Origin of the sequence: Brakhagea baltica (assembly GCF_052161605.1) — a bacterium.
GTDB lineage: Bacteria > Planctomycetota > Planctomycetia > Pirellulales > Pirellulaceae > JBKCUI01.
Genome location: NZ_CP197409.1, coordinates 5,416,647 through 5,442,462, shown reverse-complemented (window position 1 = coordinate 5,442,462; position 25,816 = coordinate 5,416,647). Strand labels below are relative to the sequence as shown.

Below are 25,816 nucleotides of genomic sequence, written 5' to 3'. Positions count from 1 at the left end.
ACCGTACGGCTTGCGCCGTTACGCTCTTATAAGTGGTAGATTCCCATTTACCGATCGACTAATTCGACAATGCTTTCGATCGCTTCGAGGTTCCATCCGACCATAGCAACAAACGAATGCCATTGAATACAACGATCAGCGTGCTGCCCTCGTGGCCAACCACTCCCATCCATAACGGCATATCATAAAACGACGCGATCAAAAGCAGCATGATCATCCCAAATGCGAATCTCAGATTCCATTTGACTCGATCTCTGGCCACACGACTCAGTCGAATTGCAAAGGGAAGCTTTCTCAAGTCATCGTGCATGAGGACAACATCTGCGACATCCAATGCCACATCGGATCCGCGACTTCCCATCGCAATCCCAACTTGTGCCGCTGCTAATGCGGGCGCATCGTTAACGCCGTCACCCACCATTGCCACGACGTGACCTCCCTCCGTAAGCTTACCGATCTGCCGTACTTTGTCCTCAGGCATTAGACCGGCTGAAATTTGTTGAAGGGGCAACCCTTGCGTGACGGCCTTTGCGACGAGCAGGTCATCACCGGTCAACAGAACGAGTTTTGTTATGTTCAAGCCGATGAGTTGATTCAAAGCTTCGACCGTCTCACTCCTTAGTGGGTCAATAACACTGATCGCTCCATAAAGCTCTCGATCCGACGTTACAATCGGCAATGCGGTTTGTCCCCGTTCACGCATACGTTGGATTTGAGCCTTTAAGTCATCCGGCATAGAGTACTCATGGGAATCAAACAAAACTTCCTTACCGATCCCAACCCAATACCCCATGACGGTGCCATGAACTCCTCTTCCCGTATGGCTGTGGAATTCTTTGACCTTCTCCAATGGAAGGGAAATGCCGCGCCGCTTGATTTCTGCAACAATGGGGATGGCCAAAGGGTGCTCGCTCTGCGATTCGACTAAACCCGCGAGCAAAAGTATTTTTTCCGGGTCGCTCCCATCTGGTGTCCAGATTTCGGTCACGGTCGGCTTGCCTCTTGTTATGGTTCCCGTCTTGTCAAATGCGATCGTATCAAGCTGACTCAGCAACTCGAGAAACATGGGTCCCTTGACCAGAACGCCGTTTCTGCCCGCCACCGCTATGGCGGAAAGCATAACCGCTGGAACGCTCAAGACGACAGCACACGGTGAAGCGGCGACCAAAACAACCATGGCATGATAAAATGCATCTCCCCAGTCTTTGGTATGAAGATATCTGGATCCCAAAAATGTAAGCGAGGCAAGGATAAGCACTAATATCACATACGGTTGTTGCCATGCTTCGACAAACCTTTGCGACGGTGAGGACCTGGATTGGGCATCGTGCACCATTTGTATTGTTTTTTGAATCGTGAAGTCTTCGGGCGATTTGCTCATCCGAACGATCAACGTCCCGCGACTATTCATGGCGCCAGCAAAGACGTGGCTACCGACAGATTTTTCAACCGGGTTGCTCTCGCCCGTGAGAGACGACTCGTCCGCCCAAGCTTCCCCATCCACGACAACACCATCAACAGGAATACACTCTCCTGGCTTGATTCGAACTTGATTTCCTACTTGAAGTGACTCGATAGGAACAACGCAATCGTCTCCGCCGTCAGTCGTAACCTTGGTGGCAACTCGCGGTCGAAGCTTCATGATGGATTCGATGGCGCGATTGGTACGCACCATCGCATACGTTTCCAAAGTACCACTGAGCGAGAACAGAAAGAGCAATACGACTCCCTCTCCCCATTGCCCGAGTAGGGCAGCTCCTGTAGCTGCGATCAACATGAGCGTATCGACGTTCAGCTTGCCTTGCCGCAATGAACTCAGCGAAGACTTCGCTGTGCTATAACCACCAGCCAGGTATGCCATCACGTAGCAGGCAATCGCAGGAGAAATCCCATCTCCCGATTTCCATTGATGAAGAAGGAAACCGGCAACACCCAAAATGAAACAAGCCGCAGTTGCCCAAGCTCCCAGACGCAATTGACCCATTTGTTCACGTTGGTCGTTGCTTGATTGCATGCTTCCTACTTTTCTTGGTTGCATTAATGACACTGCGATGGGTGCCAATCGTGCTAACCCATGCTTAAAGAATCGAGGGCCTAACGTCAAATACGATGAAATCGGATGGGGAGATCACTCTGCAAGTTATCTAGCACCATTCCGATTTTACCTTGTAACAGATCGTCCAGCTCACGCCCAACGATCTCAGCACGCCAGCCTGTTGCCAAACTAGGTGGGGGCCAATCCTTTTCGTGCCCCTCGAGCCGATACTTGACGAAGTCGCGGAGGTCATCCGAAGTTGCGACGACTGCCGGCGAGATCTTTTTCGTTCTGCAGATGTAAGCTAATGCAGCAGCCAGAAACTGAGTCAGCATGGCAGGTGGCTGTCCACGCCCGAGCTTCGATTTTCGTGGCCAAGCCGGAATGGGATCGTTCTGTGCTTGATCGATCACCTCGACCAAATCTGGGATCATCTGCTTGACATGTCGATGCTCCATGCCGCGAAGCGATGCCATGCGCCTCGCGTCGCCGTTCCCTCGTCGGGCTAATTCGATCATCAAGTCATCGCGTAAAATTTTTCTGGCTGGTAGGTCTCGCTCACGAGCCCGTTGCTCTCTCCATGTCCACAACGCCTTGACGATCGCTAGGCTGGATCCCGACAACGCCTGGATGCCACTGATGCGGTACCAATTATCGCTGTTCTCGTAGTTGGCTAAATCCTCTTGCCAGGATTGAACCTCTTCTTCGTACCATGCGGTCCGGTCTGCCGCTTTAAGCTCCGAGGTCATTTTCTCCTCTAGCCGGAGCAGATCCTTCACGTCCTGGGCGGCGTATTGCAACTGCTGATTGGACAAGGGACGTTTTCGCCAGTCGGATCGCGTTTCTTCTTTATCAAGACTCTTGCCTGTATAACGGTGAACAATGTTTCCGTAGGACGCTGGGTACTCATGCCCCAGAAAAGCAGCCGCCAACTGAACGTCAAATAGATTCGGAATCAATTTCTGGACGGAGCGAAAACAAAAGAGTAGCTCTTCCCGTCCCGCATGAACAACGACCCGGTGATTCGGAGCAACCAAGGTAGCCCAAAAAGGGGTTAGATCTTCAATCAAGTAAGGATCAACAATCGCGACCCCCTCGGAAGTCGCTACTTGAAGTAAACACAGTTCAGGGCGATAAGAATCCTCGGCCACAAACTCCGTATCAAAGGCTACACGTCTGTGCTTCGCCACTTGTTCGCAAAGTGAATGGAGAGATTCCTGGTTTGTGATATAACTAAACTGAACGCTCAATCCTGCTCCACTCTAACATGCCTCTCGGCCGAACTACGGCACCTGGACATATGTCGTATGGTCCGCTAAACCTAACTCAAAAACCGATCCTTAGTTGTACAAAGAACTCGACATGGCAACAACACTTGCTCCCCGGTTGCAACCAAACGAATCGGGTAAAAATCGCACCGTGTCGTTGCTCGTGAGTGTTAGAGATCTAATGGAATCGGAGTTGGTGGCGAGATCCAGTGCGGATTGGGTGGACGTCAAAGACCCACAAAACGGACCGCTCGGACGGCCTCAGCACGATTTAGCCCTCCGCGTCGAAAGGCTGATATCTCAATCCCCCTCCCCCAAGAAACTCAGCGTTGCGCTGGGGGAAGCGACCGAATCCTCGCGTTCGGAATTGGTTGAATACGCGAACAGTTTCTCAGAAAACACCCTCTTCAAGCTGGCGTTTTCGGGCACCTACGGCTCGCCCGCTGAACGGCGCCCATCTCCGGATCAGCACGAATCTGTGGACTCGCCTAGTCCTCCAGCTCGGACCGTATGGGACAATTGTCGAGCATTATTCGTTCAGTTGTCAGAATGTCTGGGAGGTCGCGGCCGCTTAATTCCTGTCTACTATGCCGATGCGAGCCAGGCGTGCTCCCCATCCTGGACTTGTATTCTGAACCTTTGCCTAGAAGCAGGCGGCGACCGTGTTTTGATGGATACGTATCGAAAGAATGGCAAGTGTCTGACTGACTACCATACCCCGGACCATTTGCAGTCGATGATCGCTCAAGCCTCGGAACACGGGATCCGGGTTGCGTTGGCGGGCTCGCTTCGCCGGGCGGAAATCCGTACACTGATGTCGGTTGGGGCGGATGTGATCGGGGTTCGCGGTGCCGCTTGCAAACAGAACAATCGAACCGATTCTATTGATCAGTCCTCTTTACAGGACCTGACGGCTCTCTTCCAATCTAATCCGGTTGGGCCGAGACATCCAAATTAAACCTAAAGGAAGTGGTGGGACATGTCGTCAGGAAGCGATCGAGAATGCATTAAGGGAGTTATCCGCCAAGGCAGGAAAATTGTGGGGGCGATCTCGCTCCCAGACGCCACGGATGTTTTTATCGAGCAGTTTAATCACTGCTACGGCCAGTTGCGGCTAGAAGTACAAAATCCGGTTTTGCCAACTATCCCCGTTCACCAAAATCCAAACACGTTTCGACTTCCTACTTGGTTTCGACACGTCTGGCACAATCGACCTGCGTCAATACAGCCCGATACGAACCAGCCAGATCAAGCTCAACAGTAATGGTATCGCATTAGGGACGCTTGGGGTGGCACATCCCGAGGAACGAAGGGTGTGGAGCACGCCGGAAACGCAAGCTCCGCCTGAACCAGGTGTATTTTCAACTCGTCTCCGCTAAGTGATCTCCTCGAACTTGGGCAGATCCTCATCCGGCGTTTCAGGCGACTCGCGATCGAGTCCCCACTGCTGAAGACGCCGAATAAGTCTAGCTCGCGAAACGTTCAGCAATTTCGCAGCAGCAGATCGATTCCCCTTGGCATGCTCGAGTGCACCGAGCGTCAAATGCCTCTCCGTCTCTTCCAAAACACGATCGAGATCGATGGGACTGAAAACACGAGCCTCCTCTAACTCCGATGTCGATGTACGAATCGATATCGGCAAGTGAGACGCGAGTAGCACCTTTCCATCCGCCTCCTTGAACGCTTGAGCTACCGCACTTTCAAACTCTACTAAGTCCCCTCTCCACGGATAGGCCTCCAAGGCGTCGTAGAATTCCGGAGCGGATTGGAACTCCAGAGCGATGCCCTTCGTCTCATCCCTTAACTCGCTCGATCGCTGCTTCTGGTTCTGCTCAAACCATCCGTGCACGAGCTCTCTAAGATCCTCTTTTCGCTCTGAAAGTCGAGGGATCGAGACCAAAAAGCTTGCTACGCGATTCCATAATTCCGAAGTCGGTGCGACTCCCTTCAGGTCGGGGACTTGTTCCGCCGTGGCATACAGTTCCATCGCGGAATGGTTGACGAGAAAAGTCACCAAGGTAGGAATTAGCTCCGCCGACAAACGATCCAGGTCCTTGAGTACAACTCCCAACTCCATACCATTCGAGCCGCGTCTTTCCAAAATGAGCTCGAACATTCCCGTTAACAAACTGTGGTCCATCAAACCGCAGTCGATCACGACGGGGGGCATCGCAGACCGGGAGCCCCTGTGCCTTAGTCGACTTCGGTGAAGAAACGTAGCTAGTGATTCGCGAAAAGCTCCTGGGCTTCCCGTGATGAGAACAGGAAAACTAGCTTTGGTAGCGATTTGAATCTGTCGTCGAGCAAACTTCACTCCAGGCGATGAGCCGACGATATGCCAAGGCTGATCGCTCTCTAGTTGACTATAAACCTCGCGAATGCTCTGTCGAATCTGCAAGCCAGACCAATCAAGCTCGCGGATGGAACCGGCGGTCCCTTCGGGTACGATGACGACCATGATGGTCGCCCGCCCGCTGGCTCCTGCAATTTCAATTGGCAGAAGCAATCGGACGCCCCCCTTGGTCGCATCCGCAACCAAATGAACTTGATTCCGATCCCAATCCAGTGGCAAGCCCAACTGCGATCCCAGTTCGGTTCGTTGTGCAGCAACCACGCTGCATTCCAGGCCAATCAACTCCTCAGCCGGAATCGAAAAATACTGCCCAGCTGCTTCGTTAGCGAACACTACGACATCGTCATCGCTCAAGACATAGATCGGCAGCGGTGAGCTACCAATCAAACGCGCAATCTGACGTCGCGATGTTGGCTTGGAATTCTCCTCATTCGCCATGAAGAACGGCTTTCCTTAAACGAGATCGGGCTCTGGGTGGACCCAAGGCTCTCGATAGGGGCGCCGCAATAGCTTTGTAGCCTCTTCGTCTCCCACCACAACGTGATTCGTCGGATCCCAATGTAGCGTTCGCCCGAGATCCATCGACATGTTGGCTAGGATGCATGCTGCAGTCGAGATGTGGCCTTGCTCAATATCAGCGATCGGCTTGGACCGATTTTCGATAGCTGTCAGGAAGTCGAGCATATGACCACGAATCGCCGGTGCAACGTGTTGTTCCAAGTCCTTTTCGGTTTTGTCCTCAGGATATTGATCTAACTCCATGACGACATCTTGATGAATTCTCTTGCCGCCCGATCTGGGGATGAAGTCGTATTTCTGCACACTCAACTTCAGTGTCCCCTTATCACCGTACAAAGTCGCACCCCACGGATACTCTGGATCGGGAGCATCCCCCCATGATCTATGAGTCCAAACGACATTCAGCTCGGGGAACTCGAACGTTGCGGTTTGGGTGTCGGTGATGTTGGCCTTGGACGCTTTATCCACCAAGATCCCTCCGTGCGAGGAAACACACTTAGGCCAGCCCAATCCCAACATCCATCGCACAGTATCCAGCATATGGATACACATGTCGCCCATGATGCCATTTCCATACTCCATGAATGCACGCCAGCTGCGAGGGTGGCAGAGTTTGTTATATGGCCTCATGGGAGCTGGGCCTGTCCACATCTCATAATCCAAATAGTCAGGGGGAGCGACATCTGGTGGATTCTCGCGGGCTCTCATGTGGTAGTAACAATAAACCTCCGCGTGCGAGATCTTCCCTAGCAGCCCTTCGTCGATGACTCTCTTCTTGGCGTCGATCAAATGTGGCGTGCTCCGTCTTTGGGTCCCAACCTGAACAACTCGGCCGTATTTGCGAGCGGCAGCCAACATGGCTTGCCCCTCAATGATGTCCACGCTGATCGGTTTCTGTACCCAAACATCCATCCCTAACTTTAACGCTTCGATGGTTGGCAACGCGTGCCAATGGTCGGGAGTCGCAACCAAGACGATGTCCAGGTCCTTTTCCTTTAGCATTTCGCGATAGTCGCCGTACTCCCTGGGCTTCTTTCCGGAACTCTGCCGCTCGGCCACCATCTTGGCGGCATCCGACAGCATGTTCTTGTCCACATCGCAAAGCGAAACGACTTCGACCGGTGCAACTTGTAGCAATCGAAACAAATCGCATTTGCCATACCATCCGGTTCCAATCAGACCGACCCGTTTAGTGGGCTGGTCCAGCAGTGACGCGATGGTCTCGCGATGCTGCGTGAACGCCATCGAGCCTGCCAGAGCGGAGGCGGATAAAAAACTTCTTCGATCCATATCTTTTTCTCCCAGGAGAGGAATGCAACGGTGTTAGTCTTACGGTGGGGAAAGGCCGCCTAGCCTACGCAGCTATTCGTCCTCTTTGAGTACTTTAATCTGGATATTTCTATAAAGGGCTTCCGACGGCGGTCCCGAGTGAATTTGAAGACCAATAATTCCGGATCTTGCGATCTTGGGATCTTCCTCGGTGTAGTCGACCGAGAGATTCCCATTCAAGTAAAGCTTTATCTTGCTCCCCTTGGCCACGATTCGCAATTCGTTCCACTCACCCTTCTTCGTCCACTCGGCTGCTTTGTCAGCCGGGGCATCGGCTAACATCTTGTTTCGACGTGACTCGTCGTACAAACATCCCCACACGCTACGATTCCATGCGGTGCCCACATCGCATTGATACCCACTCACCTCGGTAGAATTGGGAACTCTCTTAGAACGGAATTGCACCCCCGCGTTGTCTCCGACGCCTCGCAGCTTTGCCTCGAAGATAAGCTCAAAGTCAGAAAACGATTCCTTGGTACACAAAAACTCGTTGTGCGGAATATCTTTCTCCAGAGTGCCGGCCACGATCGCTCCATCCTCGACCCGGAAAAAATCCAGGTTTCCTTCCCAACCGTCCAATGACTTGCCATCAAACAACAAGCGGAAGCCAGGTTGCAGTTTCGCTTCGTCAGCCTCAACAGCGACTGCCGTCGTCGCAACAAACGCAATATGCTTGAGCACGGTGGGCAACTGAAAGATTCCTGAGTAGTGATCTGCTTCCATTTCGATATGATGCGATTCCGGAAGCTTGGCTGCGACAGCGAACTGCTTAGAGTTTTCCGGTGGCACTACGTCATCGAACTTACCCGAATACAACCATGTTCGATTTGCATTGACTCGATGAGCTAGGTGCAGCGGTTCCACGCAATCGAGGCATTGCTTAATTCCTTCGTCATCTAGGCCCTGAGCGGCCATCTGACTCCGAAACTTCTGGGCATCCTTCTTGCCTTGCGTGACCACACCGTAGAGATCACCACCGGCTAGTAGAACAAACGTGGAATGAAAACGATCATCGATCCCGGCAGTCGTTGCAGCGACGAAACCACCTAAACTAGTTCCTTGAAGCGAGATTCGCGAGTTATCGACTTGTGGAAGAACTGCGATCGCATCGTAAGCCCGGCGAACGTCCGCTATCGACTGCCTTAGCGCTAAGGCGACATCTCCGCTTTCCGCCTGATCAGAACGTCGCACACCGTAGTGAGGCAGATGGATCATAAACGCATGGATGCCTTGATTCGCAATCCCCTTGGCAATCATCTGCCCGACTGTCATGCCTCGTCCAGACTCATGCACAACAAGCACCGCTGGCAACGCGTCTGCCGCTTTTGCTTTGGAGCCCGTTGCTTGGAACCATTGCAAAGCGACTCTATCATTCGTCGCGTTTCCCGTACTCATCGGAGAAGCAAAACGGACATACGTTTCTTTGCCAACGTTTTCAATCGATACGTCGAACTTGCTGGGCGTCCAAAGCAATTCGTCCAAGCTTTTTCGGGCTCGCTCATCTGTTTCCCTTAGCTCCGTCGGAATCGAATCCTTTGTTATAAAATTGGTTGATGAGCTGTTCGTCGGGCTGCTGAGTGAAACCTTTTCTGTAGTTGCTACTACGGTCTTGGATTTGTTCTCGACCGCAGGAATCTTTTTAAGCAGGCCCGCCAAATCGAGCTGAGTATAAGGACGATCAGCGGCAGGATTTTTGTGATCGGCGTTAGCAACATGCAGTACCAAGTCTTCCGGTACGAAAAGAACGTTGTGCAAATTGGACGCCATGGCGACCGGTCGACACATGAGCTCCTGCCCAATCTTTGTATCGATCTTGCCGTAGGAACTCTTCACTCGGGTTTTTAGCTCATCGAGCCGAGAGCCAGCCGACAAGACAACCGCATCCGGAATCCCATCTCCCAACAACGGGTGAGCCTCCCCTGGATTCACAAACTCGATTTTCTCAGGCGTGGCGGCGACACCTACCGCAGATCGGTTCTTGCCGTCCGCGAAGACGTAGTAGTACTCGCAGGTTCGTGGATTGTCGCTCCAGAGTGCTTTGACTTCTTCGAGCGTGGAGCATTCCTCGAGGGCACGACGCATCAACGTGGCCATCGGAACTCCATCCCATTGCCCCTCGCCGCGGCCTCCCATTTCACCGAGCGATATCTTCGCTCCGTTCATACCGCTGACGCTGCCGATGAATCCACCGTAGCCGACGTTGGCGAACGGAAGATAATCATCAGGAGCAACGATAAAGGTGGTGGCTGCATCTTGAAGCCCGATGGTCGTCATGTAGTCGAGAACCCGACCATGGTAGAGTTTGCCCCCCTCGGTCGCTGCCCCGAAGACCGCAAAACCGGAGCAATGAAACAGCTCAGGAAAGACATTGACCACCTCGAGCAACCGGCCATCGATTCCTAACGAGTCTGCCAGAGCTCTCGTTTCTCGTTTGTGACGTTCTGGGATGTGAGGCGCCAAACGCTCATAAGCATCCTCCAATTCGCTTCGAAACCATTTACCCGTCGCAATGGTCTGAACTGCCCCAAATCCGTAAATCACGGAATCGATGCAGCGCACCGTTTCATCCTTGAGCAGTTTGCCATGTGCTGTGCCGATCTGCTCGGGGCTGCCCCAAAGCACAGCAACTCGCTGGCCATTCACAGCCAGCAGTTGTCCGTTGTCCACACTCTTTTCTTTGATCCTGGGATTGGTCAGCTTGGGGGATGGGGCCAGGACCTCAAAGGCTCGTCGCAAACCGCGGGCCAGGGTCATCTCCAATTCTTGCCGGTCGAGCTTCGAAACTTGAAGATTTCCAAATTGCGAGGCGAGCCATTGTTCATCGACTGTCTTAGGCAACGCTAATTCGTCGGTTAAGTCCCCAACGGTAAGCGTACCAGTCGCGTCGGACGATTGAAAACTGACCGACGAACCTGCGAAAGTCAGTCGGCTACCGTCTGGCAAGGCCCACGAACCGTTTGCATCAGCCGCATCACTCACCTGATGCTTGAGGCCACTCAAGAATAGAACCGCTCCAGCCAAATCCACCGGTGTATCGACTTGTTTAACGAGCGACTTGGCAGAGAACACGATCGACCCATCGCTCACTAAACGAGTGAGTGCATCTTCGGGAGCGATGTGATCCACTGCGTCAACGGAGCCGGTTCCGAGCCAGATTCGATTATGCTTGGGAAGCACTAGAGCTGTTGTGTCTTGGCTGCGAACAATGCCGAACTCATACTCGGGATGGCTCATGTGCAATCGAAACCGTTGGCCGTCTTGTCTCGCAAAGGTCCATTCGACCAACTGCTCCTTGCCGCTGATCTTAACGTTAACGTTCCCTCGTACCACGAAAGACTCTCGCTTGAGCGCGAGACAGTCCAGCCACGGTGCCATCTGCTTGGCCAGCAGCACGTCTGGCTCTATCGCCGGCTCAGCACGTGTGATGGTGGGGCACACGAGAATTAGCAAAACGAGAGCAATTCGTCCTGCAAGATAATTTCGGTACACATTCATAATCAGGTTCCAGGAGAGATGGAGAAAGTAGACGGGACCAGCAGCAGGAGGGGATTTGAGGCGAATAACCACTCGTTCATCATACCACAGCCGATTAGGCGGAAAAACACCACTACCCGTGGGATTTACACCATAAGCTCCCTTTTCACAGTTGATACACGAACCTAAATCGGAATGATTCTGCGTTGCATTGGTCGGCGTGGTAAACAATCCTCCATTCAAGAGTCCACAACCCGTCTCGTCGGCCAACCGCGAAGCGGTCAAACATCATAGCCCGGGGTCGCGGAGCGCACCCCGGGGAACGGTTGCGTAAACATTATAAGAACCCCAACGGGGTTCAACATGGTGCGATGTGCAACCCCGTTGGGGTTGGTTGGAGATTTTGCGTTCGTTGACCCGGGGTGCGCTCCGCGACCCCGGGCTGTGTTGTAGTACTGCTTCGCAGTTGGGAACGGCTAAACCAATCGCATTCACTCCCAGACATAACGCTCGTCGATCTCCAGGCCATATTTCTTACACAACCTTCGGAATTCATCTTGGAAGGTAACCTTTCTGTGATGCTCTTCTTGGTTCTCGATGTATGCGGTTAACGCTGGGATATGGCTCGGACTGATGGAAAATGCACCATATCCTGTTTGCCAATAGAAGTTTTTGATCGACAGCTCTGACTTCACCCAGGAAGAAGAATCTTTCTTCGCGTCCCGGACCAGATCGGAAATGTCGATCGTTTTCCCAAGACGGCACAACACATGAACATGGTCTTCCACTCCTCCGATAACTAAAGCCGGAGCGTCGAGGTTCTTGTGGATACCGGCGAGGTATGCGTGAAGTCGCTTCCGATCCGCGGCATTTTTGAGAAAAGGAACTCGGTTCTTTGTCGAGTACACAATATGAACATAAATCTGAACAAGCGATTGACCCATGGGGCGTGTCTCCTGTGTACTATACTCGATTAATATAATGTGAACTTAGTGCAACCATTTGCGATGGCTCCCACCGCGAAGCGGTCTAACATCACAGCCCGGGGTCGCAGAGCGCACCCCGGGAACGGTAACGTAAACATTATACGAACCCCAACGGGGGTCAACATGTGGGCGGTGTGCAACCCCGTTGGGGTTGGTTGGGGATTTTGTGTTCGTTGACCCGGGGTGCGCTCCGCGACCCCGGGCTAGGTTGTGGAACTGCTTCGCAGTTGGGAACGGCTAATCCAATTGCATTCACTCCTAGACATAACGCTCGTCGATCTCCAGGCCTTATTTCTAATCCTCCCTAGGCAATTATCGAACCTGTCGTCTATATTGACGGTTCGACCTCGGTGAGCCCCCAGCAAGACTGGTTGGGGAGATGTTTTCCTTTTTTCGCACAGAATCGAGCAGAATAAATGGGATTTGGTGATCGGCTGAGCCAAGCCGTTATGGAAAAGCAAAATGCCGTTTGTGTCGGGATCGACCCTCGCCTCGCTCAACTACCGTCGTCTCTCACCGCTGACGTACACGACGAGCAAACCGCAGCGGATGCCTTTTTGACTTTCTCCAAAGCCATCATTGATGTCGTGGCACCTCTAGTTCCCGTCGTGAAGCCGCAGAGCGCTTTCTTCGAAGAACTGGGGCCGCTCGGTGTGGTCGCAATGCGGGAGGTGATTCGCTACGCCAGCGAAAAAGGGCTGTTGGTCATCCTGGACGGAAAGCGAAATGATATCGGCTCCACCGCGACCGCTTATGCTCGTGCTTACATGGGGGCCTCGAGCCCTTTCGGTGCCGACGCTCTCACCGTGAGTCCTTATCTCGGTGCTGATTCGCTCGAACCGTTTGTGGACCGATGCGTGGAAGCCGACGCCGGGATCTTTGTCTTGGTCAAAACCTCCAACCCCGGCAGCGGCTTCATGCAAGATCGGATCATCGACGGGCTGACAGTTGCTGAACGGGTTGCGGACTTGGTTCAAGAAAAAGCGGTCGCCACCGCGAGTGGTCCCGATGCGTACGGATCGATCGGTTGCGTCGTCGGGGCGACTTACCCCGAGCAACTGGCTGCCATGAGAAAGCGGATGCCGAACGCTTGGATTTTGATTCCCGGTTATGGCGCACAAGGTGGCGGGGCTGCAGACGTTAAGCACGGCTTCGATGCATCAGGCTTGGGAGCACTCGTCAACAGCTCGCGAGGCATTATCTTTGCCTACGAAAATCCCAAGTACTCCAGTTCGCCCGAATGGGAGCGCTCGGTGGAAGAGGCAACGCGCGACATGATCTTGGAACTAAGTCACCGCTAGGGCAATCGGTGCAACAGAATCGTAACCGTTCACAGAGTGAACGATTACACTGAATAAACATCGACAATGAATATACTCCCTACCACTTGCTCTCCACTGACATCGTGTCAGTGGAAGCACGACTAACCAGCTAGGACGCCGCGTCCGCCAACCGCCCCCCGGCTCTCCACTGAGTTTTCTCGGTGGGAGCGATGGAAGTTTGAAACGTGAAGGGTGAAGTTTTAAAGACGAAGATTTCGCGGCGTCGGTACGTCCTCTAGCCAGCGAGTCATGCGCTCCATTGAGGCAAGCTCAAGGGGGCGAAAAACACGGATGTGGCGTTTCGTGGCTAGCCAACGAGTCATCGGTCCACTGACACTAGGTCAGTGGAGCCGTAAGACGAACGGTTACACTGAATCTACCAAAAGTGACGCAGTTCTAGCGTTGCAAGCTAGTGCACATTGGCGTGGGATAGAGGAAAGATGCCGTGTCGTCCACTTGTCGCCTATGAGTGAAATCGGAAGCTCACTCTTCGATGGGAAGATCGTTGGTGATTGTCGAAAGATTCGCAATCACTCTGCTGTTCGATGTTTCGCTAATCAATCTCGTGCTTCCATCCATAAAGGCCATGGGGACAACTTTCGCGTGCAAAGAAAAGGGAGCGCCATGTCGATTCGAAATATTGAGGTAGCGGTGAACAAGTAGCGAACGGTCACTCTCCTGAAGCGGCTGGAAAAACGGATTAAACAACACCATGTAACCAATCATTCGACCGTTGGTCGAGAAACAATACTTGTGTTCCGTTTCGAGATTGAGAATCGGTACCCTTCTTGCGGAGCTACCATCCGAGGAAAGACCTGCGACGTTTCGCGAAGTGAGTTCGGTTCGGAATCTATCGCCAAATTCAGGATGAACATCTATGATCAGTCCACCGAGAGATTCCCAAAACACTATCGTATTCGATCTACCTCCCAGAATCATAGTGTCACTGCGACTCCCCTCGGTGCCAATCACGTCGGCAGCAATGCCTGCACGCAAATAAGCTGGCTCGAGTGGCTTCAAAGCATCGCGTGGTGTTGTGAGACCACCATTTGCAACGTAGTCTCCCGATTCGTCTTGTGGTCCCAATACAATCGAACTATTGAACTTGTCGACCGAAGCTGGAAATTTAAGAACACCGAAGCCGCTTGGGCAGACAAAATATGCCTGAGACCGCCCAGCCGGCAGCCCCTCCAATCGCGATCTCACATCGTTTATCCAGAGGCGTTCTTGGGTCGCAATGTGTTCGGCATCGAAATAAAATCGATTTTCTAAAAGCTTATGTTCACTATCGATTTTGAGCTGAGCGGCTAAAGAAAGTTGACGAAGATTAGAAAGGCAGGTGGTGCGACGTGATGCCTCTCTGGCCGCCAGAACCGCAGGAATTCCTATCGCAGCAAGCAAACCAATAATTGCAATTACCACCAATAGCTCAATCAGCGATATGGCGTTTCTCATTGCGTACCCGTTACGATGACACGACAGGGAATACTGAAGGGGCTTTCTCGAAAACGCATGTTTGCGACGACCTCTGCTATTCGAGAATCTGCTGCGACTTCTGCGTCCTTTATCGAAATATCGAATACTACTTTATCCTCGGTTTGCTCGATCTGTTTCCATTCGATCCCATGCGTTGTGTCCAGGGACAAAAACTCATCATCCGCATCCAGTAACAACTCCATCCGAGCGGATTTTCCTGCTTGCAGTTCCAAAATCGGTTCGGACCACGCCGAACTCAAGCTACCCTGCTCGAATATTGCGACTCTTTCGAGCTCCGGTAGCCCACTCGTCTTCCCCCGGAATGATAATGGGTGTACCTTCCGAATCAGAAACAACGGTCTCGTTTAAAACTTGATGGTTCGACGAACAACCACCCAATCCCAAACGGGTGTGACCGGTTGTTCTGTTAGTTACGACGCCATTGCCAAGAACTGATCGCTATAGTTCACTCGTTTCTTACCGTAGATCGAGAGGTTTACCGTTCGGTGCGTTGTGGCTAAGACATCCCAAAGCTCACTCGCTTCGATGCAGCGAAGGTTCAGCATGGTCTGGGCTCCTTTTTCCTTCCATCTCATCCCACTCTTTTCCATTCGATCCTTGGGCACATGCCGACAGGCTCCTTCAATATACCCAGTGCATATCGGATAGCCTTTTGCCAAATACTCACCGTACTTGATTCGTGAGCGGTTGTTTTCCAAATACTTCACGATCTTGCCAAGCTCTTCGCGTTGTGCTTTTTTTATGCCCTTGCGTCTCATCGCAGTCTTGATTCCTATGATCATTAGACCTTCGGTTCCCTTAAGCAGTAGCAGCAGCTGTTCGCGAACATACGAGCTTTGCGAATCTGGTTGGATGATCTTCGCGGCTGCCCAGATTCGCGGAAGTACATGCATCAGGTCCAGTATTTCAATCGTGTTCCATCCCTCCTGGTACTCATGCGCTAAGTTCCAAAGTGATGGTTGCCCGTCGTGCATAACCAAAATCTCTTGACCCTCTCGGTGGCGTCGGAGCGTATTGGCAGTTAGCCATTGCTGAGCTTGCTCTTCAGCGGACTTACCGATCACGTTTCCGTTAGAATCATGCTTGGTCAACGCCCCAAAGTACCGAGGATTCTTCGGCTTAGCTTCTGATCTACTTGTCTCGCCTGACTCAGGCTCATGGAATAAAGCATCAATGATTTCTGTAGCCGTTCGAACATCGCGATCTACGGTATACACTCCGGCCATGCACGCCATTTGTTTCTGCCCCGGCTTGGGGCCCATGCGTTCGACAGAAGCACCCACAGGTGTTTTTTCCGTTTGCTTGCGTACCATCGGGATGCCTTTGTTGTCACTGGTTTGGACCAAGAGTTCTGCCTCGGTAGCTCGATCGATCGATGGCGGATTATCGAGTACCAAGGCCGCTGATTTTCCCAATCGGCTTCCGATCCGTTCGGCGCTGTCGACTGGGACGTGGAGTGACGTGATTCGTTCCAGTAACCCAACCGCTTTATGGAAGGAAGATTCGGTCGCATGAGTTCCGACCCACGACTCGAAGACCAAGGAATAATCATTCTGCGGGAGCCCTAAATGCTCGTCCAAAGGAATGGCTTGGATCGCTTGATCGGGTGTTGTTCCATAGACGTAGCGTTCGATTCTGAAATCGCCAAAGATGGAGCGATACCTCCGAGTCCGTTTGGGCATTCGATTATAGACTCGCCCTTTCTTCTCGATGGTAGGTCCAACATCTCCCTGGCCTGCTTGCTCGATGATTGTTCCAATCAATGCATGTCCGAGAGCCATTAGTCGCTTGTGTAAATCAAGCTCCGTTTGGTCGATCGCTTGCCCCGTACGAAAAGCTGTGTTAGCCAGCTCTTTAAGCTGTGCGACAATACAATCTACATTCTGGAAATCCAACGATTCGTTCATGATTTGACTCCGTGATTGAGAACCGACGAAAAAGCTCGCCGTTACCCTTATTATCTCTCTCAATACTGAAAACGAAACCAATTGGTTGTCGCCGGAAATGATGCCACAATATCTTGTGCTAGCAAATCGCGACTCACTACCGACTAAGCAACGATGAGCCGGTCACACCCATCCCAAACTCAACAGAGATATAACTATCAGGTTTGCAGATCGAGCTTTGTAAATAAAGAAGAGAACCCCTAGGACGAACAAACAGGTACCGACGATGGAAAGGATTCGAGTCGTACTCCAACGTGGAAAGAGGGTAGGGTCTGCATCCAACTTTTCAATGATTTTCCCATCCAGAATCATCACTCTACGGATATCGTCAAGGACTTCCACCGTGGGGGGAAATACAACTTTGTAAGCGTCTTTCGGAAGGACTTTGTTCAGAACGATCGATTCCTTGTCAACGATCAGCCTTCGTCCGAGTTTACCCTTATATTCCGTTTCCATGTCGACTGGAACGAATAGCCCCGTTTGGGGTTCACGATAGAATTCATTCACCATCCAAAAGTGTCGGAGCCTTCGTTGACCAAGCTTTGAAAGTACTTCGTAGGCACGAACGATTCGAGGGAGGTGGTCATGTTCGGGATCGAAAACGATTTCTAGGTCATAGTAGGAATACTCAGTAGGCATATTGAATATATTATCAATAACCACTGCACCATCAGCACCTTCCTTAATGGGTCTCGATTGGAGCAAATCAGTGAGTGATTTTCTGAGACCGAGACCGGTAGTCAACTCCTGAAACCCAAGATAGGAATCGATGCCAAGATAATACGCCATCTCCTCCTTATCTGCGAGCTTTATGACCCCACCTCCCAAACCGGACTTGTCCTGACGATAGAGCGGACAATCCGGATCGATATATTGGCGTTCTTCATCGTCTACATACGATACGAAATTCCAAGTTGCTTTGGACTTGCCCTCGATGTAGATTTCTCGACGTGCCCAGTAGTGATCTTCGATGAAGTCATACTTTGTATCAAACGACTCGATCAGCATCAGGCCATTCCACTTGTCTGCATCCAACCCAGGCAGCGGGAGTTGATAGCTCTTATACTTGTACTCGACGCATCGATACTTTTTGATGGTTTTCAAGTACGGTGCGACGGACTCCAGTCCCGCGCCATGGACAGCATGGCAAAATAGCAAGAATGCGATAGAACAAGCCAGCAGTCGCGATGCAGTCGTCATTTGCACTCTGTGACCTTTCCGCAATCCAAATGCGCAACCGGTCCATTGGGAACCTTTCGACATTTTGCTCCACCAGGTGATGCTGGATCTGCTATGCATTCACCAGCAGTTGGAATCCCACAATTCTTAGTGCTCGAACCTAAATAGGTGTCACGTAATTTGCATGAATCAGTCTGGTTTGCGGTATACTCGCAAAAATCGCCCGGAGTAGGTATCGAACAATGTTTGCATTCTCCTACGACCTGTCCCGTCGCCGGATCAATTCTGCACGGGTCAAATGCATCAAACTGAAACCCGTTGCAAGCCCAATCCTTTTTACATTTATGTCCTTTCACTTTCGTGCAGAATATGATCCCGAAATTCATGGCGCCATCGGGACCATCGACAACTTCCTCGCATAACTCAGCCGGAACAATATCAGCTCGCACCAAGGATTCATTGCTATTAAACATCAGCAGTGCGGCACCCGTCGCACACAAAACAGCACCAGCATAGTAAATCCACTTTTTCATAAATCACCTCAAAAGGTAAAAAGTCAAAAAACAAAGTATACAGCTAACCCTCGGATCCGTGCCGCGTATCGCGAGCGAGTAAGAACAAGAGCATTGCCTGTTTCATCGAACCATCCCCAAGTATCAACTGGACCTCGACACCCAGATTTTGAGACCGTTTGACAACAGATGATTGATCATGAACAAGAAAATCGAATCTTACTCCTTGAATAATTTCCGAAGATGCATCTCGAAACGTCACCAACGATGGAACCAAACAATCACACGAAGATTCAACGTGGTGCAAATCGTCACTGTCTTTCAAACCCAACAACTGAGGAGTTAGGACAAAATAGGTTGCTTCATCTACGAATAACACCCCAATGTCTATTTTTGGTTGGGACTCAACTGGATTAGCCCCAACAACTGGTGAAAAAGTTACTGAGGGCGTCTTCGTCACTGCAATCGGAGATGGAATTGGTAACTCCGCCTTACTGCAACCGCAGACTATCAACAAAACTAAGAGGATAGTGTTGGGTGTTGGGTGTTGGGTGTTGGGTGTTGGGTGTCATCAGACATCTCCTGGGCAAGACTTCACGGAGAAGGTTATATCCACCAGCGTTTTATCAGACCATATTTCAAGATGCAAGAAAAAATTGAAAAAATATTTTTTTTATTTTGTGACAGCATGGATCACTTCCCTAACGGAACGGGGGCGAGGACGATCGCTCGGGCTACTAAAATTTCCTACTTTGCATGAAAGGCAAGGCCTCACCCTCCTTTATCAGGAGTCCAAAAGGTTGAGTCGCAACGGTGTACTTGCTTGTGTTGGACTTGGTTTGGGACACAGCACTTACCTCGACCGTCGAATTGTACTTGCCATGACGAAAAAATGGTCGGCGTTCAACCGGGACCACTTCTTTCAGCGGTAACCACACCTGTGAAGCTCTATTCCAGAAGATCACAGGAATCGCTGCCTTTGAGAACAGACCGACTCCCCACTCTTTTCAGAAAGCCAAAAGCAAATCAGAAACGGAATCCGGTGACTTACGCACAGCTGAAGAGATTATGTCGCCATTCTGGGCTGAAAACCAAATCAAAACAAAAGTGGTTACCGCTGTTTGATTTTCGTTCTGAAAGTTCGATTGATGCAATGCAGCCTAACAACTCTTGGGCGGACAATGCATCCAGGATAACCTACAATCAACGGTAGGTTGAGCGTCTTTTGCTCGCCGAAGAGACGGTTGCTTCGCCAATCTTTTTTTCCAACAAAGACGTAAGTGATACATGAATTTGATAATAAGAGTTAGGATGCTTTGGATCTTGTCGATATCCGTGCTGTGTTGCGAAGCCAATGCGGATGAGCCTTGGATTCCTGCGGAAAAAAATGTCGCCTTGTTCCAGCAATCGCCCGTCTCAATTACCCCCATCGACCAATCGTTACGGCTTTTCGATTTCGATCGAGTTGCCTTTGGAAACGTTCAATTAGTCGCCAAGACCACGGGGAAGTTTCGAGTGCATTTTGGTGAGAAGCAGATTGATTGGCGAATCGATCGACAGCCTCCTGGCTCTGTCCGTTACCATGCAGTGCAGGTGGAACTGACGAAAGACCAACCCGCAGTGGTCTGTCCTCCTCCGAATGCTCGTAACTCGGAGCAGGTGAGCGTTCACCATCCGCCGGCCGTTCTTACTCCTGCCGAATGGGGAACCTTGGTCCCTTTCAGATGGCTCGAAATCGAGTCGCTGGATGGTTCTCCACTTCCCGAGTTGAATGTGATTCGACGTGCCGCTTTTTCCAAGTCCTGGAATGATGGTGCGGCCCGCTTCCATTCATCCGATCCCAATCTCAACGCGATCTGGGAACTCTGTCGTTATTCGATCAAAGCCACTACGTTCGCTGGTGTATACGTCGATGGAGATCGCGAACGAATCCCTTATGAGGCGGATACCTATCTCAATCAAATCAGTCATTACACGACAGATGATGACTTCACCATGGCTCGCGATACGTTCGCTTGGTTGCTGGCCAATGGCACTTGGCCCAGTGAGTGGGCTCCGTACATGATCCTAATAGCCCATGCCGATTACCTTCACACGGCAGATATAGACTGGCTGCGGGAACAATATCCAAAGCTCCACGAAAAAATGCTTGAGCATCGTGTTGGGGCCAGCGGTTTGGTCGAGAGCATGGAGCCTCAACATCGAAAAACGGATCTTGTGGATTGGCCACCGGTGGAGCGTGATGGGTTTGTATTTCGGCCCATCAACACCGTTGTAAATACTTTTCACTTGGCCAGTCTGGATCGTATGCGGGAACTGGCTACCTACTTGGGGGAATCGGACGATGTCCAGCGGTTCGCTAGCCTGTATCGTGAGCGTTTGACAAAGTTCCACGAATTGCTGTACATGCCGGATCGCAAGTTGTTTCGTGACGGTATTGGTACAGACCACAGTTCGCAACATGCGAATCTGTTCCCGTTGGCCTTCGGGTTGGTTCCCGATCAAGATCGGCGAGAGATGGCAATCGAGCTTGCGAGCCGGGGAATGCGATGTTCGGTCTATGGAGCTCAGTTTCTACTGGAAGGATTGTTTTTAAACCAAGCTGACGTTCCAGCGATGGAACTGATTTTGGCCGATTCGGATCGGAGTTGGAAACACATGCTCGATAGCGGAACGACGATTACCTGGGAGGCTTGGGATCAAAAGTACAAACCGAATCAAGACTGGAATCATCCTTGGGGTGCAGCCCCGGCCAACCTATTGCCCCGCTTCGTGTTGGGAGTCACGCCCGCTCAGCCTGGTTGGGCTCAATGCCGGATCAAGCCGTACCTATCCGGGCTTGAATTTGCTGAGGGGACGGTCCCGACCCCTCGCGGGCCGATCGAAATTCGGTGGGACAACACCAGTTCCTTTCGGATCCATTGCAAGCTCCCGCCAGGGATGACCGCAATGATCGAATTGCCTCGGACTGGTCAGAGGCAATCGGTCTGGCAGGGCGATCAGCAGTTGAGTTCTCGTCCCGTAGGCGATCGACTACTGGTGGATGAGGCCATGTCCGGTACGGTCGTCCTGGAGGTTCGTTAGAAAGGAAATCACGGACTTGTGGGCTAGGGAGTATTGGTTTGGGATATCGTTCTTAGCCCGGATGGGCGGCACGATGGGTGCAGCCTAGATTACCAGGATGCTCGCCCCCGATTTAGCAGCGCACTCCGCAGCATCAATTTGTCGCCCTTCTGAGCTGAAAACCAAATCAAATTACAACTGGTTGGGACTGTTTGATTTTCGTTCTGACGGTTCGATTGATGCAGTGATCGATTGTGACCTGGTCAGGTGTAAGGATCTCCACTCGTAAAATACGCACCTCCTTTAGGATGGTGACAAGGAAAATCGTCATAATCGCCAAGCATCACCCAATGACAGAAACTGGACAACTACAATCATAACGCATCGCCTTTCGTTAACAAAAGTGATACTATTGAAGATTCTCCATCGGTTTTCACTACTTTGAATTCAGCTTTCTCAGGAAGGCTATTTAAGTCGACAATTCGCAGTTTGATTAAGCATCCTTTCGAAGACTTTTGTCCTGCATGAAACTCCAGTGACGGGGTTGCGACTTTCAAGCTTACCTCTTTGATTTCTTCCCCATCCACGAAGAGTATATAGTCCTTCTGATTTTCGATAAGCCGCAACGTCGGCGGTGCGATCATAAACTCGTCCAACCTCTCCCAGCTTACTGGGAATTGTTCAACAATCGCTCCCGAATGTATAACTCTCAAAACCCCAGACTGCAAAGAAGTCATTTCCGGACGAATCGAGATTTCCAAGCCCTCGTCAACCCAGTTTGCAGCTATCGCATCGCCTGGCATGCTTTCGAAACCAAAATCTACCAAATTAATTCCGGGCTCTTTACTGATAGGAATGGTAAGTTTGTTTGTTCCCTTGGGAAAGTGAACCTCCGATATTTCAAATCTGATAGGTGGAACAACAGACCAACTCAGTTTGCAATAGCTGGCAAAACTCCTCCCCTCAATCAACATGCACAATTGAGTTGATCTTGGCCCAGGTGTCCGGCAATCCAGATAGCACTCGATATTGATGACAGAATTTGCTGGGATTTCTGAGTCGGCAATCGCAATCTTCGTGCAACCACAAGATGATACGATACTCTGGATTCGCACATTCTTGCCGCTGCGATTCACAGCGGCCACGGAAACGCTCTTTGGCTTGTTGGAAAAAGGGAAATCACTCAATTGAATCAAGCCTTCCTCAAACCCGCATTCAGCGATTTCTACCGATTTTGGAACACCCAAGGAAACCACTGTATCTTGCTTTGAGCATCCTAAAGGCAGTAAGAAAAACGCTCCGACAAATAAGCTTAAACGCAACATCACTACTCAACCTCTACAGTCGCTTCGCCGCCACTTTTCGAACCGAATGATCGCCACACGATGGTATCTACAGTTGAGCTGTAGATACGAACGGAACCATCGGCGAAAGCCACGTTACAGCCATTGTGGTAGCTCGAGGCTGATACAATTCCTCCAATGGTAACCGTTGACGTCGCAGAATTTTCAACGGTACAGTCGTGAATCGCATTAGGCCCGCGGACATGGTTGTACCACGATCCAAGCAAACCACTGCACAACCAATCTCTTCCTGAAAACATATAATACGGAAGAGAACCACTTGAATCGCATCTCGAATCAATTTCCCCAGTTAACGGCAATTGACTATGCAGCCCGGATGTAAGGTTCGCGTAAACAATTCCCAGTTGCCTTGGGGAATGCAAATCACTTTTCTTTCTCTCGGAAACGATAGCCGTATACGATAATCCATCCGTGACCTCGGCAAGTCTAACCGAACCGGGAAATAGGAACACGCCTCTTCCTGGTTGCAATCGCAACGGGTAACGCCTATCTGCGTAGGCTGAATCCCCGGTGCAAAATCTGTAGCTCCCCCACTTTTCAATCGGATCACTTGGACAACTTACGACATTAGGACTATAGACGAATAGTGAATTTATTTGCTTTGTCCCAAAGTAGAATCTACCTAAGTCGATTTCGTTCTTCTCCATATAAACTTGAATTGCATAGTAGGGGCTCTCTTGCTTTGGGGAGCCTGCGCCTGCTGGAAACTGACGAAAACCGGACGTGTAATTCTGCATTGCCATAGCAATCTGCCGCAGGTTATTGCTACAGGCCAAACGACGGGCCGACTCCCTAGCCGCATGCAATGCACTGGCAGAGAGTCCAATGAACAAGGTTAGTATTGCCAAGACCACCAAGAGTTCCACAATTGTAAAACCCGATGAGATACCTCTCCGTCTACGCCAAACAAAAAGACGACGCTGAAAAAACAAGACATATGCGACTCCGATTAGCATGAAAAAAATGGCACTCCATCCCAAGAAAAAAACAATGCCCCGTGATGAACGCGCCAACGATCCAACCAAGAGAACGTTTCCTGAGAGGGATTCTTGAACCTCTGAAATATCCACTATCCTTTGGTTCGGAGGGTCGACAAGCAGAAACTTGTTTCCATGGTTTCTTGCCATCAATACAAAGTGCCCTTCTTTGAGATGGGCGATGAACAGACAGGTCTGCCATGAGTTGATTTCTGGAACTGAGACGGCGAGACACTTTGCTTCAACGGAGTATTCTTGACACTTCCGCTCAAGGTCATACAGGCTGATGTTGTTTCCATGATTTCGAAATCCTCTTGCGAATCCATCAAAATCTGGAAGGTCCAATTGTAATGCAGTTAATAAAACATAAAGACAAGCAGGACCGCATTTGCTTTCCATCGCTAATGCGGCTTGTTTCCAATCGCCATCACTACCGTTACCTCGTTGAATCGAGATGCTGGCGAACAAAATTGCCCAAATCCAACAGAGTACTCGTAACCTTGCCATTTAAGCCTCCTATATGTCTTGATTTCGCAATGCGTCCGTTTTTGTCTCTCTCGGCAACGATGAATCCAACGGGCAGGGATCCCAAAATCAGTTCAATGTCCTGAATTTCTGGCGTTTCGGTCCTGAAGTTAAAATTCTTCAAACTGATCCTAGTTTGATCTTTACCGTCAACTTTTTCCCATTCGTTGAATTCCTCCAAGACATAGCCGTTTCCGATCTGCTGCCACTTGAACTTCGCCGACAGCGAACCGCTGACGCCCCTTCCGTCAATGCCCGAACAGGCGATTGGAACTCCCATCGACTGATCATAAGTTATCTGCAAATAGCCCTCATTTTCCACGTGTCTTCGCAGCAGAAGGTATCCGCTCTCGTCAGTTTCGGTCGAAAACGAATGTACACGTGGTGATGCAAAACCTCCTGGTAGCCATTCGGAAAGAGGCCTATTGGCGAAGTAGGTCCATCCATGATCGGGAAGTACTTTGAAGTATGCTGCCGAAAAAACCGGAAGAGTTTGGTATGATCCGGAGTGCAACGTCGCTTTCCGCATCTGTCGATCAACGACAAGCACTCGACCCTTACTGCAATATATCTCTAGATTTGCGTTATCAGTAGTTTCTCTGCCAATTGCTTTTACTTGAATAACGATTCGAATTTTTCCGTCAGTCTGCGAAACTATCCCAGACGAGTCGCCGAACATAGAAGTCATGGTGAAGTCATAGGTGTCAACACCTTCGGGTAGCGAGGCTTTTGAATACCTCATTAGAACCGTGTCTTGACCATACACAATTGAAACAAAAGGTACTGCGATTAAGAAGAGAATTGACGCGATCAGATTGGTTCTGTTACTCATGTTCATGGCGCCGTTTGACAGTCTGCGGGGGCGAATACTGATAAAGGATTCAGTGGGGGACCTTGGATAGTTATACCACATCCACCTAACTCACCAAACCATTTACACCTAAAGTAAGATGCACAAGGAGTATTAGCCGTCGCCAGCGATTCGCGGCAGGATAAATTGACCAATTCGGCTAGACCGACACAACCCTCAGACGGTCCTCCCATAAGATAGACCCCAATACCGTCACATGAATCCTTGTCGCGAATTTCACAAATGTAAGAGGGCCCCATACAATCAGGAGAAACAAGCCCGCATTGACCTGGGGTAAGCCACGGTGTCCAGCCACCACCCCCCGGACCTTGCCCGCCGAGCAACCTCATCGATTCGTCTTCTGACAGCTTTCGACACCCCCTCGTTTCAAGGACCCAGAATCCAGCACCAAAGACCAGAATTACTAGGGCGAAAAAAAAGCGACTTACAAAAAACTTGATTTGAGTCATGTCTAAAAACTCCTTACTAGGTGTAAACGGATCAATAAGAACGAAATGTTCATAGAACGCATGACGCGACCATCGAGATTAGGAAAATGCCCCGTGGGAATGCCCTTCCCTCTCTTCAGTCGCCCCACCCAGTCGCAGGGAGAAGGT

20 protein-coding genes are annotated in these 25,816 nt (G+C 50.8%); 5 read left to right on the top strand and 15 right to left on the bottom strand.

Annotated elements, in window-relative coordinates; all coding sequences use genetic code 11:
* Positions 1-58: 58 nt before the first annotated feature.
* Both SH449x_RS21090 and SH449x_RS21085 read right to left on the bottom strand, forming a co-directional pair.
* Complete coding sequence (locus SH449x_RS21090; protein ID WP_482378056.1) at positions 59-2,014, bottom strand: heavy metal translocating P-type ATPase; 1,956 nt, start codon at positions 2,012-2,014, stop codon at positions 59-61.
* Positions 2,015-2,100: 86 nt separating this feature from the next.
* On the bottom strand, positions 2,101-3,285 hold the full coding sequence (locus SH449x_RS21085) for a ribonuclease D (RefSeq protein ID WP_482378055.1): 1,185 nt from the start codon (positions 3,283-3,285) through the stop codon (positions 2,101-2,103).
* Between the two features lie 112 nt (positions 3,286-3,397).
* On the opposite strand from SH449x_RS21085, the gene SH449x_RS21080 reads away from it, so the two are divergent.
* Positions 3,398-4,261 carry a (5-formylfuran-3-yl)methyl phosphate synthase gene (locus tag SH449x_RS21080; RefSeq protein ID WP_482378054.1) on the top strand — a complete coding sequence of 288 codons (864 nt, stop codon included), beginning with the start codon at positions 3,398-3,400 and terminating at the stop codon, positions 4,259-4,261.
* A gap of 21 nt (positions 4,262-4,282) precedes the next feature.
* The gene (locus tag SH449x_RS21075; protein WP_482378053.1) at positions 4,283-4,567 is read left to right on the top strand and encodes a hypothetical protein; all 285 of its coding nucleotides are present in this window, start codon (positions 4,283-4,285) and stop codon (positions 4,565-4,567) included.
* 111 nt (positions 4,568-4,678) lie between these two features.
* Here SH449x_RS21075 and SH449x_RS21070 read toward each other — a convergent pair whose 3' ends face one another.
* From SH449x_RS21070 to SH449x_RS21055, 4 genes are all read right to left on the bottom strand, one after another.
* Complete coding sequence (locus SH449x_RS21070) at positions 4,679-6,094, bottom strand: helix-turn-helix domain-containing protein (RefSeq protein ID WP_482378052.1); 1,416 nt, start codon at positions 6,092-6,094, stop codon at positions 4,679-4,681.
* Positions 6,095-6,109: 15 nt separating this feature from the next.
* Positions 6,110-7,465: a Gfo/Idh/MocA family protein gene (locus SH449x_RS21065; RefSeq protein ID WP_482378051.1), complete on the bottom strand. Its 1,356-nt coding sequence runs from the start codon at positions 7,463-7,465 to the stop codon at positions 6,110-6,112.
* A gap of 72 nt (positions 7,466-7,537) precedes the next feature.
* Positions 7,538-10,999: a C45 family autoproteolytic acyltransferase/hydrolase gene (locus SH449x_RS21060; RefSeq protein ID WP_482378050.1), complete on the bottom strand. Its 3,462-nt coding sequence runs from the start codon at positions 10,997-10,999 to the stop codon at positions 7,538-7,540.
* A 470-nt stretch (positions 11,000-11,469) separates the two neighbouring features.
* Positions 11,470-11,922 carry a transposase gene (locus SH449x_RS21055; RefSeq protein WP_482378049.1) on the bottom strand — a complete coding sequence of 151 codons (453 nt, stop codon included), beginning with the start codon at positions 11,920-11,922 and terminating at the stop codon, positions 11,470-11,472.
* A 458-nt stretch (positions 11,923-12,380) separates the two neighbouring features.
* On the opposite strand from SH449x_RS21055, the gene pyrF reads away from it, so the two are divergent.
* Positions 12,381-13,265: an orotidine-5'-phosphate decarboxylase gene (gene pyrF, locus SH449x_RS21050; protein WP_482378048.1), complete on the top strand. Its 885-nt coding sequence runs from the start codon at positions 12,381-12,383 to the stop codon at positions 13,263-13,265.
* A 504-nt stretch (positions 13,266-13,769) separates the two neighbouring features.
* Here the strand turns inward: pyrF and SH449x_RS21045 are convergent.
* The 6 genes from SH449x_RS21045 to SH449x_RS21020 form a co-directional block, all read right to left on the bottom strand.
* A complete protein-coding gene (locus SH449x_RS21045; RefSeq protein WP_482378047.1) occupies positions 13,770-14,741 on the bottom strand; it encodes a prepilin-type N-terminal cleavage/methylation domain-containing protein in 972 nt (323 codons plus the stop codon).
* Complete coding sequence (locus tag SH449x_RS21040) at positions 14,738-15,022, bottom strand: hypothetical protein (RefSeq protein ID WP_482378046.1); 285 nt, start codon at positions 15,020-15,022, stop codon at positions 14,738-14,740. Before SH449x_RS21040 ends, SH449x_RS21045 begins: the two co-directional genes overlap by 4 nt.
* A 171-nt stretch (positions 15,023-15,193) precedes the next feature.
* Positions 15,194-16,690 carry an ISKra4 family transposase gene (locus SH449x_RS21035; protein ID WP_482376812.1) on the bottom strand — a complete coding sequence of 499 codons (1,497 nt, stop codon included), beginning with the start codon at positions 16,688-16,690 and terminating at the stop codon, positions 15,194-15,196.
* 162 nt (positions 16,691-16,852) lie between these two features.
* A complete protein-coding gene (locus SH449x_RS21030) occupies positions 16,853-17,929 on the bottom strand; it encodes a hypothetical protein (RefSeq protein WP_482378045.1) in 1,077 nt (358 codons plus the stop codon).
* On the bottom strand, positions 17,926-18,441 hold the full coding sequence (locus SH449x_RS21025; protein WP_482378044.1) for a hypothetical protein: 516 nt from the start codon (positions 18,439-18,441) through the stop codon (positions 17,926-17,928). The genes SH449x_RS21030 and SH449x_RS21025 overlap by 4 nt, the downstream gene beginning before the upstream one ends.
* A 43-nt stretch (positions 18,442-18,484) precedes the next feature.
* On the bottom strand, positions 18,485-18,799 hold the full coding sequence (locus SH449x_RS21020) for a hypothetical protein (protein WP_482378043.1): 315 nt from the start codon (positions 18,797-18,799) through the stop codon (positions 18,485-18,487).
* A gap of 4 nt (positions 18,800-18,803) precedes the next feature.
* Here SH449x_RS21020 and SH449x_RS21015 point away from each other — a divergent pair, with 4 nt between their 5' ends.
* Complete coding sequence (locus SH449x_RS21015; protein ID WP_482378042.1) at positions 18,804-19,352, top strand: hypothetical protein; 549 nt, start codon at positions 18,804-18,806, stop codon at positions 19,350-19,352.
* Positions 19,353-19,707: 355 nt separating this feature from the next.
* Complete coding sequence (locus tag SH449x_RS21010) at positions 19,708-21,504, top strand: alpha-L-rhamnosidase-related protein (RefSeq protein ID WP_482378041.1); 1,797 nt, start codon at positions 19,708-19,710, stop codon at positions 21,502-21,504.
* 353 nt (positions 21,505-21,857) lie between these two features.
* Here the strand turns inward: SH449x_RS21010 and SH449x_RS21005 are convergent, their stop codons facing one another.
* The 3 genes from SH449x_RS21005 to SH449x_RS20995 are packed head-to-tail and all read right to left on the bottom strand — an operon-like array spanning position 21,858 to position 25,181.
* A complete protein-coding gene (locus tag SH449x_RS21005; RefSeq protein ID WP_482378040.1) occupies positions 21,858-22,808 on the bottom strand; it encodes a hypothetical protein in 951 nt (316 codons plus the stop codon).
* Positions 22,809-22,810: 2 nt separating this feature from the next.
* Positions 22,811-24,331 (bottom strand): DUF1559 family PulG-like putative transporter, encoded by a 1,521-nt coding sequence (locus SH449x_RS21000; RefSeq protein WP_482378039.1) that lies wholly within the window; start codon positions 24,329-24,331, stop codon positions 22,811-22,813.
* Positions 24,261-25,181, bottom strand: a complete 921-nt coding sequence (locus tag SH449x_RS20995; RefSeq protein WP_482378038.1) for a hypothetical protein — start codon at positions 25,179-25,181, stop codon at positions 24,261-24,263. Before SH449x_RS20995 ends, SH449x_RS21000 begins: the two co-directional genes overlap by 71 nt.
* Positions 25,182-25,816: the final 635 nt, after the last annotated feature.

What these genes read in the sequence shown, in the direction of transcription:
- SH449x_RS21090 (WP_482378056.1), bottom strand. Translation starts at nt 2,014, where the DNA reads ATGCAATCAAGCAACGACCAACGTGAACAAATGGGTCAATTGCGTCTG.
- SH449x_RS21080 (WP_482378054.1), top strand. Translation starts at nt 3,398, where the DNA reads ATGGCAACAACACTTGCTCCCCGGTTGCAACCAAACGAATCGGGTAAA.
- SH449x_RS21075 (WP_482378053.1), top strand. Translation starts at nt 4,283, where the DNA reads ATGTCGTCAGGAAGCGATCGAGAATGCATTAAGGGAGTTATCCGCCAA.
- SH449x_RS21070 (WP_482378052.1), bottom strand. Translation starts at nt 6,094, where the DNA reads ATGGCGAATGAGGAGAATTCCAAGCCAACATCGCGACGTCAGATTGCG.
- SH449x_RS21065 (WP_482378051.1), bottom strand. Translation starts at nt 7,465, where the DNA reads ATGGATCGAAGAAGTTTTTTATCCGCCTCCGCTCTGGCAGGCTCGATG.
- SH449x_RS21060 (WP_482378050.1), bottom strand. Translation starts at nt 10,999, where the DNA reads ATGAATGTGTACCGAAATTATCTTGCAGGACGAATTGCTCTCGTTTTG.
- SH449x_RS21055 (WP_482378049.1), bottom strand. Translation starts at nt 11,922, where the DNA reads ATGGGTCAATCGCTTGTTCAGATTTATGTTCATATTGTGTACTCGACA.
- pyrF (WP_482378048.1), top strand. Translation starts at nt 12,381, where the DNA reads ATGGGATTTGGTGATCGGCTGAGCCAAGCCGTTATGGAAAAGCAAAAT.
- SH449x_RS21045 (WP_482378047.1), bottom strand. Translation starts at nt 14,741, where the DNA reads ATGAGAAACGCCATATCGCTGATTGAGCTATTGGTGGTAATTGCAATT.
- SH449x_RS21035 (WP_482376812.1), bottom strand. Translation starts at nt 16,690, where the DNA reads ATGAACGAATCGTTGGATTTCCAGAATGTAGATTGTATTGTCGCACAG.
- SH449x_RS21030 (WP_482378045.1), bottom strand. Translation starts at nt 17,929, where the DNA reads ATGACGACTGCATCGCGACTGCTGGCTTGTTCTATCGCATTCTTGCTA.
- SH449x_RS21025 (WP_482378044.1), bottom strand. Translation starts at nt 18,441, where the DNA reads ATGAAAAAGTGGATTTACTATGCTGGTGCTGTTTTGTGTGCGACGGGT.
- SH449x_RS21015 (WP_482378042.1), top strand. Translation starts at nt 18,804, where the DNA reads ATGTCTATTTTTGGTTGGGACTCAACTGGATTAGCCCCAACAACTGGT.
- SH449x_RS21010 (WP_482378041.1), top strand. Translation starts at nt 19,708, where the DNA reads ATGAATTTGATAATAAGAGTTAGGATGCTTTGGATCTTGTCGATATCC.
- SH449x_RS21005 (WP_482378040.1), bottom strand. Translation starts at nt 22,808, where the DNA reads ATGTTGCGTTTAAGCTTATTTGTCGGAGCGTTTTTCTTACTGCCTTTA.
- SH449x_RS21000 (WP_482378039.1), bottom strand. Translation starts at nt 24,331, where the DNA reads ATGGCAAGGTTACGAGTACTCTGTTGGATTTGGGCAATTTTGTTCGCC.
- SH449x_RS20995 (WP_482378038.1), bottom strand. Translation starts at nt 25,181, where the DNA reads ATGAGTAACAGAACCAATCTGATCGCGTCAATTCTCTTCTTAATCGCA.